Origin of the sequence: Longimonas sp. (assembly GCF_046498435.1) — a bacterium.
In the GTDB taxonomy this organism is placed as follows: Bacteria; Bacteroidota; Rhodothermia; order Rhodothermales; family Salinibacteraceae; genus Longimonas.
Genome location: NZ_JAWOAR010000180.1, coordinates 1 through 19,646, shown reverse-complemented (window position 1 = coordinate 19,646; position 19,646 = coordinate 1). Strand labels below are relative to the sequence as shown.

The window sequence follows — 19,646 nt, the reverse complement described above, 5'->3', positions numbered from 1 at the left end:
GCAATGCTGCAACCGGATTGGTATCAGACCTGCTCCGTGCCCGCAGTGCGACGGCCTGTTTGGGGGCGCCTTGTCCGGGATGACTATAAAATGGGAGTTCGTGCGTTACCCTATGAATCACGTGTGACAGAGCACTATTGCTGTGTCACACGTGATTGTTTGGGTCAAACCGAGATAGGTACGCGTGTCGTGCTGTCCCGAACAGGTCCCGCTGAACGCCAGGGAGATGGTTCGACTGCGCTCACCATGACCGGCTTCGTGGAAGTTGATTGCTGGGCAACCATCAAAATGAGGGTTGACACAGCACTATGCATGCCAGAGAAGGGTGCTTATCCATTGAACGGGCACCTCGGTGGCGTATCCTACCGAAACAAGAAGGATGAGCAGGAGGCTGCCCGGAGCAAAAAGGGCGGCTCCAAGAGCCAGGACGAGCGGTGCGCGGGCCGTGTAGAAGACATCGTGTGCAGTGCGAAGAGCCGTCCACATACTGGCAACGAGGGCCATACCCAGGAGCACCAGCGGAATGTGGGGGCGTAAGGCGGATAAGGGCGTGATGGCGGCAAGCATCCATAGAAGCGTTCCCCACCAGGGTACGAGCCCGAGCACAAAGGTTTGCGACCACGAAAGCGAGGTTCCCGCTGCTCGCAGCGCCAGTGCAACACCACTGGCCCAGATAAGAAGGCCTCCGATGAGTCCGCCCGTAACCAGCCCAGCGGTGCGTACAGGAGTCGTCCACGCCGCGTTGGCAACGGACTGGAGCGGTGGGGGAAGTCCTTCGACAGCAAGCAGCGTAGGACGCAGCCATGCGCTCTCGGCCAACACGGCATAGCCACCGACCCACAACGCTCCCCCCATCAGGGTGAGCAGGACCGTACACGTCAATGGCGTTGCGTCGCGTCCAGTGCGCATGGCATCGCGGTAGAACGCGTGGGCAAACAGATAGCGGAGCACGGTGCGCCGCACGGGCGGCAGGTAGAAGAACGCAGCGGCCGTTCCACCCAGCAGCAGCCACACCGCTGCTGTCGTTCCAATAGGCAGCCCCGAGGAGGACGTTGTTGTTGGGCCGGGGGGCCAGACAAACGGGCGAGGCGCGTGGGTCGTAGCTGCAGCCACGACCTGCCCGGGTGGCAAGAGGGAATCACGTTCGGTAAGGTGAAAGTGGAGCGGCCCCCAGTTGGAGGCGGATGTCCATGCCGCTGTAAAGGTGAGGGGCACGTTGCGGGTGTGCACCTCAGTGAGGAGGCGCTCAAGCGTGCGCGCCTGTGCTGCTGCCGAGCGAGGCACGCGCCAGCCCTCGGGACCTGAGCCCGTGCGGGCCGTCCCCAGCGCGGCAAGGCCAACCGGACCGTCGTGTGCCTGCCGCCACTGATACCAGCGGGCGAACGGGCGATCCATCAAACGAACGTCGGCGAGCACGGTGGTGGCATCGTCGAACTGGCATGCTGCGCCTGTTGGCGATATCGGAGCAACTACGTAGCGAAGCCGGTCGGCAGGGAGTTGCGTACGCACCTGCATCCAGGTGGTGCAGCCCTGTGCCGTGAGCGGTCCGGCCCATCCCGCACCGCGTACGGCAGGATGCGTAAGGCGGTCGTCGTTTGGATCAGGAGGGGCGTGCAGGTCCACGTACAACTGGATCTGCAGTGTGGTTGCGGCCTGGAGCGCCTCGGCGTGGGGCCAGTCGAGTACGCGCACATGGCGGATCTGATGGTCTGCCATGGTGCGGAGGGTCTGTACTTGTGCTTCGGCTGATCCATCGGGCATCCAGACCACGCCGACCTCGCTGTCGGAGGCCGATACAGAGAGGTTGCTTAGGAGCAATGCGGTCAGTACGAGAGTCAAGACAGAGCGCATGAAGGAAGCCTTCAAAGCCAGAGCATGAGAACGCACCAGGCGGTTTGCCTGCGTATCCCCTTGTATCCTCGAAGGAAAGCAGGCAGCTACCGAGGAGGAAAAGGGGAGATGTCCGGTTGTGGTCACGGAATGCGCACTGTTATAATGTCCCCCTTAAGCGGGGTTCTCATACTCCAATCACTGACAATAACCATTGCTATGAAACGACTACCTTGGGCGATTCTACTTCTCGCGGTTTTCCTGATTCCAGCTACGGCTCAGGCGCAAACAACAGTATCGGTTGGCCCCAAAGCAGGATTTGGGCTGGGCGATATTGAAGAGCCGTACATCGGGGCTGATGTACGGATTGGGTTCGACGCGCCCATACGCATCAACCCAAAGTTTGACTACTATTTTGCACCAGAGAACGTCACATACTGGTCGGCAGGTGCCAACGCGCTGTTTGACTTCCCCGTAGACGACTCGCCGGTAGCGCCTTTCGTTGGCGGCGGAGTCCAGATTCTCAATACGTCGATTGACGTTTCCGGAGATTTTGGAAGTGGAAGCTTTAGCAGCACCGATTTGGGCTTGAGCGGGGTTGGTGGAGCCGAGTTTAACCTGGACGGCATCCGTCCGTTTGTGCAAGGCGAACTGGGTATTATCTTCTCAGAAGGTGACTCGGGGACGCTCTTTGGTATCAGCGGCGGCGTGTTGTTCGACCTTTAGCAGCAGGAACAGTCCACGTCCACGACCCTGCGGCGCAGACCTCCACATCGGTCTGCGCCGTTTTTTTGTTCAGGAGGGTACGATTGCCGATTGCACCTTTGCGGTCCATCCGCGATATTCGGAGCTACAATGCCTTCTCCACAACCAAGACTTTACGTTATGATTCGCGTCTTTTGTACCGCTGCGCTGGTTTTGCTCTGCACGCTGGCCCTTCCACACACCGCCGATGCCCAGGTCGGCTTCACCATTGGGCCGCGCCTGAGCCTGGACGTGGGCGATGACATTGATCCCAATAGCAGCACATTTGCCGCAGGTGCGGATGTACGTGTGTCGTCGGTGGCGCTGCCGTTTATCATCAACCCGACCTACGACTTTTACTTTCTTGATGATCAGAACGGTGCCGATGTACATCGGTCCATGCTCAACGTGAACGCGCTCTTTCCGTTTGGCATCAATAATCAGGTGTTCACGCCGTACAGCGGTCTTGGGGTTGGCTTTTTGTTTGCCTCAGTGGGTGACAACGACACCACCACCGACGCGGGCATCAATATCGTGACGGGTGCGCAGTTTGACCTGCTTCCGCTGAAACCGTTTGTGGAACTGGGCTACTCGATCTATTTCACCGATGGCGATAATAACCTGAATGCCTTTGGAATTCGTGGCGGATTGCTGTTTGGGCTGTAGCAATTCGGGGTGGTAGTCCTTCGTGGCTTCAGGTAGCGGTGCCCGTTTGCATGTGGGCATCGCATGTCGAGCACCACACATCGGGTCGTAGGCAGACACGCTATGCGGATGGCCCGTCCGCCTCCGCATCCAGAAAAGCGATAGTAGCCCCCCAACTGCTGCGGTCGGTAGCTGGGCGATGGCGCAGTACCAGCGGGTCGCGGTCGAGCAGTTTCACCACGCCCTGTCGCAGGCGTCCGGTGCCTTTGCCGTGAATGATGCGCACTCGGTAGATGCCTTTGGCGTGACAGGCGCGCAGATAGTCGGGTACCAGATCGCCGATGACACCCGGGTCAAACACGTGCAGATCGAGCACGCCGTTGATGGGATACTCGGTGGGTTCGTTGGCATCCGGCGAATCCATACAACCGGTGGGTAATCAGAGGGATGCGTAGGGAAGACTACTCGGTGGAGGCAGCTTCCTCCTCGTTGCCATAGATGCGCACGATGCGTTCGCCGCTTGCATCGACCGATGCACGGTACATGCCTGAGGTGTTGAACGGCATCGCAACGGTGCCCTCGGCATCCAGCGAAATGACGCCGCCGGTGCCCCCCATGTCGGGCAGCATGTCGTGCACGACCGCATTGGCTGCATCCGTGAGCGACTGCCCGCCGTGCTGCATGCGTGCAGCAATGTCGTGTGCGACCACTCCACGGATAAAGTACTCGCCGTGTCCGGTAGAAGAGACCGCACAGGTGGCATTGTCGGCGTAGGTGCCCGCGCCAATGATGGGCGAATCGCCCACGCGTCCGAACTGCTTATTCGTCATGCCGCCGGTGGAGGTGCCTGCCGCCAGGTTGCCGTCGCGGTCGAGCGCCACTGCGCCCACGGTACCCAGCTTCTGATTCCCATCTTCCGAAAGACGCAGGCTTGATGTGGACGATTCGCGGGCGCGCTGGGCGGCTTCCAGGCGCCGCTCGGTATAGAAGTAATCATTCTCGACGCGCTCCAGGTCGAACCCATCGGCAAAGGCTTCGGCGCCCTCTCCCGCCATCATGACATGAGGCGACTCGGTCATGATCGTACGGGCCAGGCGGATCGGGTTGCGCACCGTGGTTACGCCTGTAAGGGCTCCTGCATTGCGGGTGGCACCATCCATGATGGAGGCATCCAGCTCGACGCGGTCTTCGTTTGTAAAGACGGCGCCGTGGGCGGCGTTGAAGAGCGAGTCATCTTCCATCTGCACAATGGCAGCCTCAACGGCATCGATGCTGGAGCCGCCTTCGTCTAAGACCGCGTAGCCGGCATCGAGCGCCTCGTTGAGCGCATTGCGGTAGGCAGCCTCCTGGTCGTCGGTCATGTTCTCGGGCGAGATGGTGCCCGCGCCGCCGTGAATGGCAAGCGCAACAGGCGGCTCTGACGAAGAATCTGACGATGACGAGGAGGGTGGCGCGCTGTCATCGCATCCAATGAGCGGGATAAGCAGGGCGCCGAGCATCCAAAATACACCAACAGAGGGAAGAGATATGTACCGCATGATAGACAAAACGTATGGGTGAGCGTATGCGAAAGACAACAGATCGGGGCGAAAACCTGGAAGACAACGTAGGTAACACCTCGGAAAAACGCCACCAGCGCAATCCGAGCGCCCAGCAGGCCCCTGCCGATGCGACGCTCTACCGACAGGATGGCGCAAAAAACGGCAATTTCACGTCTCTTTACGGCAAACTGCTCCCATTTCCGCATGTTGGACTGTAATTTGCTGCAATGATAGTCCACAAAGCAGGTGTGGAGGAACAAGGCAGGGCGTGCCGTATTCGTGACAACTTGCATTTGCGTTTGGTTTAGCTTGGCCCGTATATAGAAGTACGGACAGACACGCCCCGCTACCCATTGGCGTTTACGTAGCAACGATAGCAGATATATGGCGAAGGACAAAGAAGTCGTAACCAAAACGAAGAAGGACACCAAGTCCTTCAATCGGTATGATGCGCTCCAAGACATGAGCGATGAAGACCTCATGTCGCAGTTTCAGGCCGGTACCGTGGAGGCATTCAATATTCTTGTGGAGCGGTACTCCGACCGGCTCATGCAGTACCTCTATCGCTTTCTGGGCGATATGAAGCGCTGCGAAGACCTGTTGCAGGAGACGTTTCTGCGGGTGCATCGCAACCGCCACTCCTACCGGCGCATTGCGAAGTTCTCGACATGGCTCTACACCATTGCCGGGAACCTGGCTCGTTCCGAATACCGCAAGCGCAAACGCCGCCGGATGCAGTCCATCCAGTCGGTGAACCGGGACAACGAAGAGTACGAGATGGAAATCCCGGATGAGTCGTTCTCGCCCGACAAGCACGCGGAGAGCACGATTCAGGACCACTACATTCAGGAGGCGATGAACGAGATTCCGCCCGCCTTCCGCGAAGTGGTGGTGCTGCGCGACATCCAGCAGCTCGCCTACGACGAGATTGCGGAGATCACTGGCCTGCCTATGGGCACGGTCAAAAGCCGCATCAATCGCGGACGAACCAAGCTGCAGGCGCTCCTGAAAGACGTCTACCCCTTCGAAGGCGAAAGCTGATTCCCGCACGACATATGGGTTCAGGGGGATGCCACAGGCGTTGCCACCCCAAATATACAGACCGCGCCCCATCGAGATGTGCTCTCGGTGGGGCGTTTTTCTTGTTGAGGGGCTGAGTTGTCTGCGATAGCACCGCTTCTCCACCCTTTGCCATTCTGAAGGAGATCTCCCAATGAGAGCAAAACAACTGCGATAAGGAGGTTGTCCTACCAGCAGCGGTTAGTTAGAGTTAGGTCAAAGCACGCCTCCAAATCCGGTTGCAGTATTGCGGTATCGCTCCTCTACAAAGCACCGGATGTAGGTCGTCAGTCGGTCTTCGGCCTCGTGTGGGGATAGACAGATGGACGCTTTTCTCATTCCCCCTTCACACGTCCATTCCTCCACACACCAACGAATCATACGGAGTTGGTATTACCCATCCATTTCTGTATCAATGCCGAAGGAGATAGGCTTCTATAAAGCCCCTTCTTGGCCTGATGGTTACCCTCAACCCCGCCATCGGGCGGACTGCTGGTAACATTATTTATACACCTGGAGTTGTGAGAACCAAAGGACGGGCTGATAAATAGCCTTGCACTGCTGAATACTTTGCATTGACCACGACCCGCTATGAGTACACCCACCGTCACGTTTCACATTCCGACGCCGCTTCGCAGCGCGACCGACGATCAAGCGACGGCCCGTGCTACAGGCACTACCGTAGGCGTGGCGCTACAGAACCTGGTGGAGCGCTACCCGGAGTTGAAGAGCAACCTGTACACCGACGCAGGCGAGTTGCGTCAGTTCGTGAACATCTATGTGGATGACGACGACATTCGCTATCTCGACGGGCCCGACACCGCCCTCAACGAGGGGGCCGAGGTCTCAATTGTGCCCTCCATAGCTGGCGGATGTGCTCGTTAAGAAGCTGGATGCCTTGCCACCGCGGACGTCTCCGGTAGGGCTGGCGAGAGCGAACGGGGTAACTTGTGCCGAATGCTTTCGGTGTCGTTCGCCCCAGGGGAGGCTTTTTTATCGGAAAAGCCGTCACTTAACGTCTACCCGCTACCCTTTTTTGTATGGACACAGAGCACCGTGTCCCTTCTCGAAATAGTTGCGATTTGCTATGCAAGTGACCAACGAACAGAACGAACAGGCGGCTTCGCTTTCAACCGAAGAGTTGCGCCGGTACAACCGGCACCTTACGCTGCCTGAGTTTGGCCGCACGGGCCAGGAGAAGCTCAAGCAGGCCTCGGTCTTGCTCGTGGGCGCGGGCGGACTGGGGTCACCCGCCGCCATGTATCTGGCGGCAGCGGGTGTGGGGCACATTGGACTGGTCGATTTTGACCATGTGGAGGCTTCCAACCTGCAACGCCAGATTCTGTACGGCACCAGCGATGTGGGCCGGCCCAAGCTCGATGCAGCCGAAGAGCGCCTTAGCGACCTGAATCCGCATGTGGATATGACCCGCCACGAGGTGCGCCTGAGCAGCGAGAATGCGCTCAACATCGTGGAGCAGTACGATGTGGTCGCCGACGGCACCGACAACTTTCCCACACGCTACCTGGTCAACGACGCGTGCGTGCTTACCGGCACACCGAACGTGTACGCCTCCATCTTCCGGTTTGAGGGGCAGGTGTCGGTCTTTGCCACCGAAGATGGCCCCTGCTACCGCTGCCTGTACGAAGAGCCGCCGCCTCCGGGACTCGTACCCTCGTGTGCCGAGGGCGGCGTGCTGGGCGTGCTGCCCGGACTCGTGGGCACGCTGCAAGCCACCGAGGTCATCAAGCTGATTACCGGCATCGGCGAGCCGCTGATTGGGCGACTGCTCATGATCGATGCGCTGAGCATGAACTTCCGTACGCTGAGCGTCCGCAAAAATCCGGATTGCGTAATTTGTAGTGACAACGCAACGCAGACGGAACTGATTGACTACGAGGCGTTTTGCGGCATTCCGAATGCTGACGAATCAACCGATGATGACATGGCTGTTCCCGAAACCACCGTTCAAGAGCTGAAAGCTGCTCGCGATAGTGGCACCGCTCCCTTCGTGCTCGACGTACGCAAGCCGCACGAAGCCGACATCGCCTCGATGGATGCCGACCAGCTCATCCCCGTTGACGAACTGCCCAACCGCCTGAGTGAACTCCAGGTCGAGACCGATGAACCTGTTGTGGTGCACTGCCGCTCGGGGGCCCGGTCGGAACGTGCTACGAAATTCTTGCGCCAGCAGGGTTACGACGCCTCGAACCTAAAGGGCGGCATCCTGGCGTGGAGCGACAAGATTGATAACAGCGTGCCGACGTATTAAAGAACGATCTCAAGTTCTGGAAGCCCCGAACAGCTGCCCCCGACCCTCGCGAGGCACCGCTCGCAGCGCCTTGACTGTGGGGAGTGCCTGTGGAGCCCAAAGTAAGAAATCAAAACGGGTTCGCACACTTTCGTTTGCGTGTGGCAACACAACGCGGCGTCCTGCATGTACAGGATGTCGCGTTGTGCGTTTGTTTGCCGGACCTGTCCCTGTTTTTGTGAAGCTCCTTCTTCGTCTGCTGTCTTATGGGATTGCACTGGTCGTGCTGGGGCTTGGAGCCGTGCCGCCCGTTGCTACGGCCCAGGAGCGCCCGTCGCTCACCACCAGCGATTTGGACGACCAGCCCCTCATCCGGCGTGTGCGCATCACGGGGAACGACGCCATCAGCACGTCTCGGCTGCGCCAGCGTATCCAGACGCAGGCAAACCGCCGGGTTCTGAGTATTCCCGGATTCACGTGGTGGCGCTGGGTCTATCAGTTTGGGGATACGATAGGTGGACGCGTGGGGGATGCGTTCCGAGCAAGTGGCGAGGCTCCCGCGTACCTTGATCCTGCCGTCATCGATAACGACGTAGAGCGCCTGCGCGTATTCTACGAGCAGCAGGGCTTTCGCGACGCCGACATCACTGTCGATGTTGAGGAAGACCCGGAAGACCACCGCGCAACGGTCCATTTTCGCATCGACGAAGGGCCGCCTACATATCTACGCTCGCTCGAATACGTGGGACTACGCGGCCTGCCTGAATCGGTACAGGAGGAGATCGTGAATGTATCAGTCTTTGACGAGGCCACGCCATCCGATGATAACCGGTTCAAGATCGATCTTGCAGGTGAGCGCTACGAAACGCCACGGCTCCTCGAAGAGCGTCAGCGCATCCTCCGCGCGCTTCGCAATGGCGGATATGCGGCTGTATCGCGCGATTCGATCCGTGCGCTGGTCTTCACTCCGCAACCCGACTCGTTCGATGTGCAGATGCGTGTGCGACCGGGGCCCCGGTACCGCTTTGGCGACGTTAATTTCGAGGTCGAAGGCCCGCTCGCTGAAGGCAATACGCGCACAGCAATGCTGGATGTTGCGGTAGACAGTAGTGCGGGCTGGACGCCTACCGTATCTGCCACGATTCGCTCAGAGCGCCGCCTGAGCCCGGCACTCCTGGAGCGCGCATTGCAGTTTACTCCCGGTGACTACTACAGCCAGGAGCAACTGCTGGCAACAAAGCGTCGCCTGGAAGGCACCGGCGCATTCACCTTTACGAACCTTAGTCCGCAGTTAAGCGATACGCTCCGCCATTCGGAGGGCGAAGACGTGTTTCTGCCCATTCGTGTGGAAGCCCGCACGCGCGAACGCCATCAGCTACGTGCCGAAACGTTTGCGCTGCAGCGCGAGGTGGTAAGCGATGTAGAAAGCGAACTGGGGCTGGGGGTGGGCCTGACCTACGAAAACACCAACGTGCTGGGCGGCGGCGAGCGGTTTCAGATGCGCACCGCAGCCTCAGTGGCTACCAACCTGGACTCGCTTACGTCCGTGCAGCTGGAAGCAGAACCTTCGCTTACGCTGCCCTACCTGGTGTATCCGTTTGGCGGCCTCGACGACTGGTTCAGTCCCATCGAAGCCCGTACGCGCCTTTCGCTTAGCGGACTTACCGCGCGGCGCGACGATCTGCGCTTGCGCATCCGAGCGCGGCTGGGGGCGCAGCTTCGGCTGGAGCTCGACCATACCGAATCGCTCCGCTCCTTGATCGATGTGGTCGATCTTACGATTAGCAATCCCGACACGCTTGACCAGTTCAGCGAGCGGTTCTTGGACCGTGTGCTGGGACCAGGCGATGGCACTGGCATTACCGATCCAGTGCAGCGGCGCCAGATTGTCGAAGACTACACCGAACCGCAGTTTAACAGCGCGCTCCGCTACACGCTTCAGTCGATTACCGCAAACCCCTTACGTCGCGAGCGCGGCCACGTGTACGAAGGCTCGTTTGAAGTTGGCAATGTCATTCCGCTGGCGCTCGACTGGTTTGCGTTCTCGCCTGGGTCGTTGACCAGCACAGTGCCTGGTTTTGGAGGCCAATCGTTGCTGTATCGCCCATACCTGCGGGGCCAGGTTGATCTACGTCGCTATCTGCGGCTGGGTGGGGGACGCTCTACACTGGCCCTGCGAGCGTTTGGTGGCATGGCGCATCCGTTTGGCATTCCCAATGTGGTGCCGTTCGACCGGCGCTACTTTAGCGGCGGTGGCACCAGCGTGCGCGGATGGGGCCTGCGCGAACTCGGCCCCGGAAGTACCACGCTGCTGGCTCCGGGGGCCGACATGCAACCCAGTGCCAACGGCGATGTCGCCAACATCTTAGGGGGCGACATTAAGCTGGAGGCCAACGTAGAACTGCGTACGCGCGTCATTCGCGGGCTACTGGCTGCTAACTGGCTCCTTACTGGCTTTGCCGACGCAGGAAACGTCTGGTTCGGCCCCCGTAATCCGGGGCTGGCCACCGCCGCCGCTGATGGCCAGCCCGAGCGCGCCAGCGGACGCTTTCAGGTGGCTACCGCACCCCGCGAACTGGGGGTAGGGGCCGGGCTTGGCTTGCGCATTGCGTGGGAGTTCTTTATCGTGCGGTTGGACTTGGCGTACCGGATGCATGACCCCTCGCCACTAAACAATGACGTGTTTCGCAATGGTTTCCGCGATCCCCGGCTCCACTTTGGCATCGGCCACTCATTTTAGCATCCCCTGTAGTTGCTCGGTGTAGTTGTTCAGGGAGATGCCCATGCGTTGCGTTCCACGCATCATCTTCGTCCGCTCCCCTCTGCTGACTTCTCCCCGTCATGTCCATCATTCGCACGGTGCAACGCGTTTCCAAGCGGCTCTATCGCCAGCTTTCGGCGTCGAAGCCCGATACGGAGGTCGAGCGTATTCAGGATGTGCTAACCGAGGTACCTGTCTTCGAAACCTGTGCTGCACGCACGCACCGCGTGATGGCTGAAGCCATGCACCCACGCACCTACCAGCCCGGCGAGGTAATCTACTACGAGCACGACCCCGGCCTGGGGCTCTACGTGGTCGAGAAAGGCCAGGTGCGCCTGTGTGCCAACTGGAAAGACGAGCGCTTCGAGATGCGCATGGCCGGTCCCAACACGCTTTTCGGCGCGCTCTCGCTGATGGGTGACTTCCGACGTATGGAAACCGCTGAGGCCGTCACTGCTGTAGAGGTCGCCGGGTTCTTTCGGCCCGATCTGAGCAGCCTCTCGCAGCGTCATCCCAAAGCTGCACTCGACATCCAGCAGGCGCTGCTTCGCTTCATGGCGCAGCAATATGCGTCTCTTGTGGACGTGATCGGCGAGCGCGACGGCCGTAAGGTGGCCTTACAGTGCTATGCTGATGCGTCGGCCCAGGCACTCGATCGTGCAGCCTCCGGCGATTCGTAGGGCCCCGACCTACGAAGTACATCCGGTGCGCTGCAGAGGAGCGATGCCGAAACGCTGCAACCGGAGTTGGTGTAAACAGGAGCAACAAAAAGAGCGCCTTGAAGGCAAAGCTCCAAGGCGCTCTTCGTGTCGATATGTGCCCGAGAGAGGACTCGAACCTCCACGGCCTAAAACGGCCACATGGCCCTCAACCATGCGCGTCTACCAATTCCGCCACTCGGGCATTCTAATTTGGAGTTTTAGATTTTGGATTGTCGATTCTGTTCCTCAAACCCAAAATCCGTAATCCAAAATCCGTAATCCAAAATGGTGTGACCCCGGCAGGTCTCGAACCTGCGACCCACGGATTAAAAGTCCGTTGCTCTACCAACTGAGCTACGGGGTCGGCGGTGTGCACAGCACAGGGGCCATGCGCGTTGCCTATTACGATCAGACAACGTAGCACCTACAATGATTCGTTGCAAGAAGATGTGCCCATCCATCCGCCGAGATTCCTTGAATCGTTTGTGACCTCTGTGTGCAGGGATGCCTGTTGAGCACGTACAAGGAGCACGTACAAGGGGCATGCTCCGTTACGCATCCCACAGTGTGTGCATCGGCCGGCGCATCACCAAACGTCCTTCAAGGAGCTGGGGCGCGTAGTTGATGAAGCCATGCGCTGTGTAGATTTCAGGCGGCGTGCAGTTGTACAGCCACTTCCCTTGTCGTACGCCCGTGCGATGATCGGTTGTAAGGAGCAGTGCCACGAGTCCGGTCGTGCCTGTGCCGCGAAAGCAGTCCATTGCTTCGCCATCGCCGCCCATGGTGCCCGGAATGTACCCGTAATCGAGCGGGTAGACCACGGTGGGATAGTCGGGATGCGCACTGTGGGCCGGGCGGTCAATGGTGAGGCCACGCTCTGCAATCAGCTCCTCCCACGCCTCCCACCGTACCCGTTCAGCAACCAGTGATGTAAATGCGGTGTGGGGCGGAAGCATGGCGGCAGGTTACGGCATCAGGTACGGTATCAGAGGGATGCGACAGGCGTGCAGCCACGCGTGCAACGCAAACCTACAGTACGAGCGTTCCGGCTTCGCATCGTCTGTAATCTGTTGTGCGATCATACGCGCGCTTCTTGCGTGTATGGGTCTCGTGTAACGAAATTGTGTAACGAACAGGTTGTCTGCCTGCTTCACGTCGTACTCTTTGGTTAGGTTCTCTCTGCTATGGCCACCCCGCCCTCCGAATCCAACGAATCAACGGCTTCGTCGAGCACCGACACTTCGGCCTCCCCAAACACGAACGGCACATCGCCCGGCGAACCGTCAACGAACAAGTGGTTTGAGTATTTCCTGAACGGCGTCGAGCGGCTGGGCAATATCTTGCCGCATCCGGTGACGCTGTTTGCGCTGTTTGCGCTAAGCATTGTCGTGATTAGCGGGATTGCTGAGTGGCTGGGCGTGGCGGTCGAAGATCCGCGTCCTGGTGTAGATCGCACCATCGAAGCTATTAGCCTGATGAATGGCGAGGGCTTGCGCCGCATTGTGGAGAACCTGGTGGAGAACTTCACCTCATTTGCGCCGCTGGGCACCGTGCTCGTAGCGCTCCTGGGCGTAGGCGTGGCCCAGCACTCCGGGCTCATCAAAGCCTGCGTGCGCGGCATAGTGCTAACGGCCGCGTCGGTGCGTCCGAAGGGCGACGGCATCATCGCGTTCATTCTGGAGCCGCGCCGCCTCGTTACGCTGTCGGTCGTGTTCACGGGCGTTATCTCGAACACCGCCTCAGAACTGGGCTACGTGGTGCTCGTGCCGCTCGGCGCCATCGTCTTCCTGTCTATGGAGCGCCACCCGCTGGCGGGCCTTGCCGCTGCGTTTGCGGGCGTGTCGGGGGGATACAGCGCCAACCTGCTCCTGGGCACGATCGATCCGCTTCTCGCGGGGCTCACGCAAGAGGCCGCCCAGCTTATCGATCCCGAGTACACCGTGCATGCGGCAGTGAACTACTACTTCATGATTGCCAGCACTTTCCTCATTACCGGACTCGGCACCTGGGTTACGCTCAGCATTGTGGAGCCGTGGCTGGGCGAGTACGACCCCACGATGGCGTCTGAAGATTTGAGCGACGACGCCCAGCTCGAGCCGCTCTCGGACAACGAAAAGCGCGGCCTGAAGTGGACGGGCATTGCCGCACTTGCCATGACTGCTGTGCTGGCGCTCACCATTGTGCCGGAGTGGGGCGTGCTGCGTAACCCCGATACCGGTGAGGTGCTCAACTCGCCGTTTCTGAACGGCATCGTCGCCATCATCTTCATTGCCTTTGTGATTCCGGGCTTTGTGTTCGGATACGCCACCGGCTCCATGACCAGCGACCGCGACGTGGTCGACGGGATGGCCGAGGCCATGAGCACACTGGGACTCTACATCGTGATCGTGTTCTTTGCTGCACAGTTTGTCGCGTTCTTTGGGTGGACCAACCTGGGGCAGATCGTGGCGGTCACCGGTGCGCAGTTCCTTGAAGACATCGGGCTCACCGGACCGCTTGTCTTTGTCGGGTTCATCTTCGTATCTGGCTTTGTGAACCTAATGTTGGGCTCGGCCTCGGCACAGTGGGCCGTCACCGCACCTATCTTCGTACCTATGCTGATGCTGACCGGCTACAGCCCCGAGGTCATCCAGGCGGCCTACCGTATTGGCGACTCGGTTACGAACATCATTACGCCCATGATGAGCTACTTCGGACTCATCCTCGCTTTCGCCGAACGCTATGAGAAGAACATCGGTATTGGCACCGTCATCTCGGCGATGTTGCCGTACAGCCTCGCGTTCCTGGCCGGGTGGATGGTGCTGTTCTATCTATGGGTGTTTGGATTCGGCTTGCCTGTAGGTCCTGAGGCGCCGACGTTCTACACGCCCTAATGGAGTAGGGGCACCGGGCCTCTTTGCACGGACCAACTACGTAGTTTCATGGCGGTAGGCCGCACTGTGATCGGAGGATTTGTGACGCTGGCCAGCATGCTGGTGCTGGCGCTGTTCAGCATCGGGTTTGCAAGTGCCTACCTGCCGCCAGCGTGGTTTTGGTGGACGGGGCTGCCGGCCTCGCTTCTCCCATTTTTGGCCGGGGCATCAGCCGTGCTCCTTTTGCTGCATGCCTTGCTGCGCTACGGCCGCTGGGTGGCGGTTCACGCTGTCATTGTCGTGCTGTTCATAAGCCGCGCCGGTTGGCCCACCCACATGCAGGCGGATGCCGAAGCCGCCTCCAGCGCCGATACGCTCACGGTAATGAGCTTCAACTACACACCGCAGGAACGCAGTCCCGAACATGCTCCGGTCCTGCGTAACACACTCGGCGATCTCGCATCCACTTATACCCCTGATCTTATTGCGATGCAGAGCATCCGTGTGTTTCAGCGACGCGGAGGGGTGGCCCTTATCAACGAACTCGATACGCTGGCTACTGTGGGCTATCAGGCCAAGCCCGATGCCGGGTTTGCTCCCCGATTCGACACGCGCGTTCCGCTCTTCAGCCGCCTGCAAGGGCCGGTGCAGCAAGAGCCTATTGTGTTGGAGGCGCAGCAAGACACCGACCGCCATATCACCCGCGCCGAACTCTCGTGGCGTGGACGCGACATCGTCGTGTACAACGTGCACCTGCGTTCCTTCGAGCGCGGCTATGCGCTGGAGCTATTCGAAACCGGGCGCTACCGCGATGCCCTGCGCGAGCTTGTAGCGGTGTACCGCCGCGATGTGCTGCGCCGCGTGAAAGAGGTGCGCGAGCTGCGCCGCCGCCTCGAACGCGAAACCAAGCCCACACTGCTTATCGGCGACCTTAACGCCTCCCCCTTTAATTGGGAGTACCGCCATGTGCGCGGAGCCCTGCGCGATGCTCCCGCTCACCTGGGGGGGAACTGGCGCTTTACGTGGCACACACGGATGCCGCTGGCTCGCATCGACCACGTGCTCACCAGCACGCACTGGGAGGCGCTCTCCATGCACGTGGACGCCACCACCATCTCCGACCACTTTCCGCTGGTTGTTACCCTGCGATTTCGGGAGGATGCGTAGGAATGCCTTCGCGCCTACGCTCCGTCCGATGCTGTGGGGGCCCACCCCAGTGCACGCTCGGCTCCTTCGGCCAGGGCCAGCAGCACGACCGTCAGCAGGGCAGCAGGCACGGTGCCTTCCAGAATCAGCCCCAGGTCGGCGCGGCGGATGCCGGTCAAAATCGGCTGTCCGTACCCCCCTGCGCCAATGAGCGCACCCAGCGTAGCGGTGCCTACGTTAATCACCACGGCGATCTTGATGCCTGCCAGGATCGACCCCGCCGCCAGGGGCAGTTCTACACGCCGCAGCTTGGCCCACCGCGACAGCCCCAGCGCCGTGGCCGATTCCATGAGTGGCGGCGGAATGTCGCGCAAGCCGGTGTACGTATTCCACACAATGGGCAACAGGCTGTACACCACCAGCGCGGTGACCGCCGGTACGTAGCCCACGCCCAGCGGCGGCACCATCAGCGCCAGCAGGGCCAGCGAGGGCACGGTGTAGGTAACGCCGACGGCAATGAGCACCGCGGGGCCCACCCAGCGCACCTTGGCGGCGATGATGCCCAGCGGAATGCTGAAACCAATGGCAAGCAGCAGTGACACACCCACCAGCGCCAGATGCTCAGCGGTTCGCGTCTGCACGCGCTCCATGCGCGACGCGGCTTCGGTATCCACCGGAACGATGTTCAGCGCGCGCTGAACAAACGCGGCGGCCACCTCGCGTTCAGGCGCTTCCTCGATAGCAGACCGGGCGTTGAGGGCGCGCATGGTGTCGGCGGGAATACGATCTTCAACACGAGACAGCGCAGCGGCAGCAGCGGGCGCTTCCGTCTCCAAGTCGGCACGGTAGACCAGCACCGCCTCATACTCGGGGAAGTGGGTGCGGTCGTCTTTCAGCACGCGCAGATTGTAGCGCTGGATTTCGGCATCGGTCGAGTAGAGATCGATCACGTCGATGGCTTCGTTCTCCAGTGCACGGTAGGCAATGTCATGGTCGAGTCCCTGTGCCGTAAAGGGGAGGTTGTAGGCCTGGCGAAGCGAGGGCCAGCCGTCGCTGCGTTCCATGAACTCGTTTGAGAAACCGGCCCGCAAGTCCGGGTGATCGCGCAGATCCGAAATCGTCTCAATCCCCAGTTCTTTGGCGTGAGCCTCCCGCATTCCTAACGCATAGGTGTTGTTGAATCCGAGTGGGGCTGTCATGCGCACGCCGCGCTCAGCCAGCACGTCGCGCAGGTTGGCAGAGGTGACCTCGGTGTCTGCGAGAATTTCCTCGATGAGCGTGCCGGTGTACTCGGGATACACATCGATATCGCCCCGCACCAGTGCATCCCACAAGAACCGGGAGCCGCCGAGTTGTTCGCGATGGCGCGTGTCGAACCCGGCATCTTGGAGCGTATAGGCAGCGGCCCAGCCCAGAATCACGTTTTCGGTAAACATTTTGGATCCAACAGTTAGCGTTGAATCTTGGGCAACTGCGGTGGATGGGACTGCGCCTATGCCAATGAGCAGGAGCCAGCAAACAAATTGAATGCGCATGAGACTGCGATACCGAAGAAACGTGGAGGAAGCGAAGCAATGCGCTCAGTCGTCAAGCGCCGTTGCCAGCGACTGTTGCGCCTGCACAAACTCGCGAACGAAGTCGGAGGCGGGGGCATCGCGCAGTTCGCGGAAGGGCCCCTGCTGCGCGACCTGTCCGCTGCGCAAAAGCACGATCTGGTCGCCAAAGTAGGCGGCCTCGTGCAGGTCGTGCGTAACGAGCACCACGGTTTTGCCCAGGGTGCGAAAGATGCGTCGCAGGTCGCTTTGCAGATCGGCCCGAATGAGCGGATCGAGTGCGCCAAGCGGTTCGTCGAAGAGAAGCAGCGGCGGATCGAGCATAAGGGCGCGCATCAGGCTCACGCGCTGGCGCTGTCCGCCCGAAAGCTGTGGCGGAGGCACATCGAGGCGGTCGGCGGGGAGTTGCACCAGTTCAAGCAGTGCGTCGATACGTTCGCGAATGCGCGTGGCGCTCCACCCCAGGTGCTCAGCGAGTAGCGTCACATTGCCACGCGCCGTGCGATGCGGAAAGAGCCCGCCCTCTTGAATCACGTAGCCCATGCGATGGCGAAGCGTACGCAGGTTCGCTGCCGAGAGCGTGGTACCGTCTACGCGGATGGTGCCCCTGTCTGGACGAATCAGCCCGATAATAAGACGCAGCAGCGTGGATTTCCCGCATCCGCTGGGCCCAATGAGCACAGTGGTCTGGCCTTCGGGCACATGCAGCGACACGGTGTCGGCAGCGCGTTCGGCTCCGAAGGTTTTGGTGACATCGGTGAGGGTAACCATAGCAAGAAGCCCATGCAGAAAGAGTGGATGACCGCGTACGCATGCCCCGTGCTGATGTGCCAGTCCGTCAATCCACGATGAAACTATGCATCCTGCTGTGTCGCGTTCGGATCATTGCAGGATGCGTCGCGTGCATCCTGTGCTTGAAAAGAAAAACGCCAACGTAGCTCAGTTGGTAGAGCAGTCCCCTCGTAAGGGACAGGTCACCGGTTCGAGTCCGGTCGTTGGCTCCATGTGCACGTTTTAGCCCCGCTATCCGGCGCAGGTCCCCCTCCTGCGTGGACGGTGGGGCTTTTTTGTTGTGCCCTTGTTTTTTTGGAGACGAGGCGCTCCGGCCTTCCCTGTGCTCTTTCCGGATCTTGCCCATCTCTGCATTGTTTCTACACAACACACTTCTGCTCAATGTTATGATCGCTGCACAGCGTCTGTGCTGTTTGCCGCGTCTGCTTCATAAGCTGATTTTGCTGCTATGGCTACGCCTTCTGTATCAACGCTACCCCGTCTAAAGAACGGCGACCGGCTTACCCGTCATGAGTTTGAGCAGCGTTACCAGGCGATGCCCGGCATCAAAAAAGCTGAACTGATCGAAGGAAAAGTCTATATGCCCTCTCCTGTCCACGCCAACGCGCACGCTCGTCCGCAAAACATCATTGCCGGGTGGCTCATGACGTACGATGCCCACACGCCGGGCGTGCTGTCGTACGACAATGCCACCGTGCAGCTCGACCTGGATAACGAGCCACAGCCCGATGCCCTCTTGCGCATTGACGAGACCTGCGGGGGGCAGTCGCGCATCAACGATGATGATTACATTGAGGGCGCGCCGGAGCTGGTCGTGGAGGTGGCGCACAGCAGCGCGGCGTACGACCTGCACGACAAGAAGCGCGCGTACCGGCGCAACGGCGTGCAGGAGTACGTGGTGTGGCAGATCGCGGAAGCCCGCCTCGACTGGTTTCAGCTGGACAGCGGCGCGTACACGGCGCAACCGCTCGACGAGGACGGCTGCCTGCACAGCGCGGTATTTCCGGGGCTGGTGCTGGATGGGAAGGCGCTCCTGAGTGACGATCCGGCGGCGGTGCTGACCCGGCTGAATGAGGCGCTCGGCGGCGCAGCCCACCGCGATTTCGTGTCGCAGTTGGAGGAGGCCCGGTCGGATGCGTAGCGCGTCTATTCGCACCGGAACACATGAGATGAGGCCGTCACGTCGCCCAACCCCTTCCGCGTCCAATGGTCCCCCGTTGGACAGGTAAACAAGACGTTCCTGCGGCGCTTTCTGGGCAACGCCCGATCTTTGGAGCCCCCGCCATTATGTCCACTTCGCAGGCGGCGCAACGAGTCCAACAGCCGCCGTGCCGATACGCAGCACGGTATGCGCAGCATCCCACAGCGGAGCGAGCAGCATTGGGGCTTTCACGCCAAGTGCGGCCTGTCCGCGTTCGAGCAGATGAAGCACACCTAGCAGTCGAAGGGCCAGTAGCCCCGCGCCTGTGGTTCCAATCAGGAGCGGCGCGCCCCAGACGAGCAATGCTGAACCGTAGTATGCGGTAAGATGTAGGGCGGGCCGCGTCGCGTAGGCACGTCCCGCTGACGTATGGCGGCGCTGCCCCCGCAGCCAGCGGTGCCACGAGTTTGGCGGGTTCGTTGGCACGTGTGCCCCGGCATGCCAAACCGGCTGGCACGGCACCCCGACGTTACGCGCCGCCTGCACGAACAGATCATCGTCGCCGCTTAGCAAGTGGGCGTGCGCTTGATGTCTGCCCACGCGCTCGAAGACCGAGGTAGAGTAGCTCAG

The 19,646-nt window shown here is 60.3% G+C and carries 17 protein-coding genes, 3 tRNA genes and 1 pseudogene; 12 read left to right on the top strand and 9 right to left on the bottom strand.

The window, feature by feature from the left end:
- Positions 1-306: 306 nt before the first annotated feature.
- Positions 307-1,839 (bottom strand): hypothetical protein, encoded by a 1,533-nt coding sequence (locus R6U20_RS06720; protein ID WP_410337089.1) that lies wholly within the window; start codon positions 1,837-1,839, stop codon positions 307-309.
- Between the two features lie 210 nt (positions 1,840-2,049).
- Here R6U20_RS06720 and R6U20_RS06715 point away from each other — a divergent pair, with 210 nt between their 5' ends.
- Together R6U20_RS06715 and R6U20_RS06710 are read left to right on the top strand one after the other, a co-directional pair.
- Positions 2,050-2,556, top strand: a complete 507-nt coding sequence (locus R6U20_RS06715) for an outer membrane protein (RefSeq protein ID WP_410337088.1) — start codon at positions 2,050-2,052, stop codon at positions 2,554-2,556.
- Between the two features lie 159 nt (positions 2,557-2,715).
- On the top strand, positions 2,716-3,240 hold the full coding sequence (locus tag R6U20_RS06710) for a porin family protein (protein WP_410337087.1): 525 nt from the start codon (positions 2,716-2,718) through the stop codon (positions 3,238-3,240).
- A 100-nt stretch (positions 3,241-3,340) separates the two neighbouring features.
- On the opposite strand, the gene R6U20_RS06705 is transcribed toward R6U20_RS06710, so the two are convergent.
- Both R6U20_RS06705 and R6U20_RS06700 read right to left on the bottom strand, forming a co-directional pair.
- Positions 3,341-3,643: a Smr/MutS family protein gene (locus tag R6U20_RS06705; RefSeq protein ID WP_410337086.1), complete on the bottom strand. Its 303-nt coding sequence runs from the start codon at positions 3,641-3,643 to the stop codon at positions 3,341-3,343.
- Positions 3,644-3,680: 37 nt separating this feature from the next.
- A complete protein-coding gene (locus R6U20_RS06700) occupies positions 3,681-4,757 on the bottom strand; it encodes an isoaspartyl peptidase/L-asparaginase family protein (protein ID WP_410337085.1) in 1,077 nt (358 codons plus the stop codon).
- Between the two features lie 26 nt (positions 4,758-4,783).
- Between R6U20_RS06700 and R6U20_RS06695 the strand changes: the two genes are divergently transcribed.
- The 6 genes from R6U20_RS06695 (at position 4,784) to R6U20_RS06670 (ending at position 11,511) form a co-directional block, all read left to right on the top strand.
- The gene (locus R6U20_RS06695) at positions 4,784-4,978 is read left to right on the top strand and encodes a hypothetical protein (protein ID WP_410337084.1); all 195 of its coding nucleotides are present in this window, start codon (positions 4,784-4,786) and stop codon (positions 4,976-4,978) included.
- Positions 4,979-5,144: 166 nt separating this feature from the next.
- Positions 5,145-5,801 (top strand): RNA polymerase sigma factor, encoded by a 657-nt coding sequence (locus R6U20_RS06690; RefSeq protein WP_217992495.1) that lies wholly within the window; start codon positions 5,145-5,147, stop codon positions 5,799-5,801.
- 609 nt (positions 5,802-6,410) lie between these two features.
- On the top strand, positions 6,411-6,704 hold the full coding sequence (locus R6U20_RS06685) for a ubiquitin-like small modifier protein 1 (protein ID WP_410337083.1): 294 nt from the start codon (positions 6,411-6,413) through the stop codon (positions 6,702-6,704).
- Positions 6,705-6,906: 202 nt separating this feature from the next.
- Entirely contained in the window at positions 6,907-8,091 is a 1,185-nt protein-coding gene (gene moeB, locus R6U20_RS06680) for a molybdopterin-synthase adenylyltransferase MoeB (RefSeq protein WP_410337082.1), read from the top strand.
- Between the two features lie 217 nt (positions 8,092-8,308).
- Positions 8,309-10,810: a BamA/TamA family outer membrane protein gene (locus tag R6U20_RS06675; protein ID WP_410337081.1), complete on the top strand. Its 2,502-nt coding sequence runs from the start codon at positions 8,309-8,311 to the stop codon at positions 10,808-10,810.
- 101 nt (positions 10,811-10,911) lie between these two features.
- Positions 10,912-11,511: a Crp/Fnr family transcriptional regulator gene (locus R6U20_RS06670; RefSeq protein ID WP_410337080.1), complete on the top strand. Its 600-nt coding sequence runs from the start codon at positions 10,912-10,914 to the stop codon at positions 11,509-11,511.
- Positions 11,512-11,648: 137 nt separating this feature from the next.
- On the opposite strand, the gene R6U20_RS06665 is transcribed toward R6U20_RS06670, so the two are convergent.
- The 3 genes from R6U20_RS06665 to R6U20_RS06655 all read right to left on the bottom strand — a co-directional run bounded on the left by R6U20_RS06665 (position 11,649) and on the right by R6U20_RS06655 (position 12,488).
- A tRNA-Leu gene (locus tag R6U20_RS06665) sits at positions 11,649-11,734 on the bottom strand.
- An 89-nt stretch (positions 11,735-11,823) separates the two neighbouring features.
- A tRNA-Lys gene (locus R6U20_RS06660) sits at positions 11,824-11,896 on the bottom strand.
- 187 nt (positions 11,897-12,083) lie between these two features.
- On the bottom strand, positions 12,084-12,488 hold the full coding sequence (locus R6U20_RS06655; protein WP_410337079.1) for a hypothetical protein: 405 nt from the start codon (positions 12,486-12,488) through the stop codon (positions 12,084-12,086).
- A gap of 228 nt (positions 12,489-12,716) precedes the next feature.
- Here R6U20_RS06655 and R6U20_RS06650 point away from each other — a divergent pair, with 228 nt between their 5' ends.
- Together R6U20_RS06650 and R6U20_RS06645 are read left to right on the top strand one after the other, a co-directional pair.
- On the top strand, positions 12,717-14,405 hold the full coding sequence (locus R6U20_RS06650; RefSeq protein ID WP_410337078.1) for an AbgT family transporter: 1,689 nt from the start codon (positions 12,717-12,719) through the stop codon (positions 14,403-14,405).
- Positions 14,406-14,453: 48 nt separating this feature from the next.
- The gene (locus R6U20_RS06645; RefSeq protein WP_410337077.1) at positions 14,454-15,551 is read left to right on the top strand and encodes an endonuclease/exonuclease/phosphatase family protein; all 1,098 of its coding nucleotides are present in this window, start codon (positions 14,454-14,456) and stop codon (positions 15,549-15,551) included.
- Between the two features lie 14 nt (positions 15,552-15,565).
- Here the strand turns inward: R6U20_RS06645 and R6U20_RS06640 are convergent, their stop codons facing one another.
- Complete coding sequence (locus tag R6U20_RS06640; protein ID WP_410337076.1) at positions 15,566-17,065, bottom strand: glycine betaine ABC transporter substrate-binding protein; 1,500 nt, start codon at positions 17,063-17,065, stop codon at positions 15,566-15,568.
- 45 nt (positions 17,066-17,110) lie between these two features.
- Positions 17,111-17,854, bottom strand: coding sequence for an ATP-binding cassette domain-containing protein (locus R6U20_RS06635; RefSeq protein ID WP_410337075.1), 744 nt, complete (start codon positions 17,852-17,854; stop codon positions 17,111-17,113).
- 157 nt (positions 17,855-18,011) lie between these two features.
- On the opposite strand from R6U20_RS06635, the gene R6U20_RS06630 reads away from it, so the two are divergent.
- Both R6U20_RS06630 and R6U20_RS06625 read left to right on the top strand, forming a co-directional pair.
- Positions 18,012-18,087: transfer RNA gene (locus tag R6U20_RS06630), tRNA-Thr, on the top strand.
- A 236-nt stretch (positions 18,088-18,323) separates the two neighbouring features.
- Positions 18,324-19,016, top strand: a complete 693-nt coding sequence (locus tag R6U20_RS06625) for a Uma2 family endonuclease (RefSeq protein ID WP_410337074.1) — start codon at positions 18,324-18,326, stop codon at positions 19,014-19,016.
- Positions 19,017-19,160: 144 nt separating this feature from the next.
- Here R6U20_RS06625 and R6U20_RS06620 read toward each other — a convergent pair.
- Positions 19,161-19,646 (bottom strand): annotated as a pseudogene (locus R6U20_RS06620) (hypothetical protein); the annotation flags it as partial.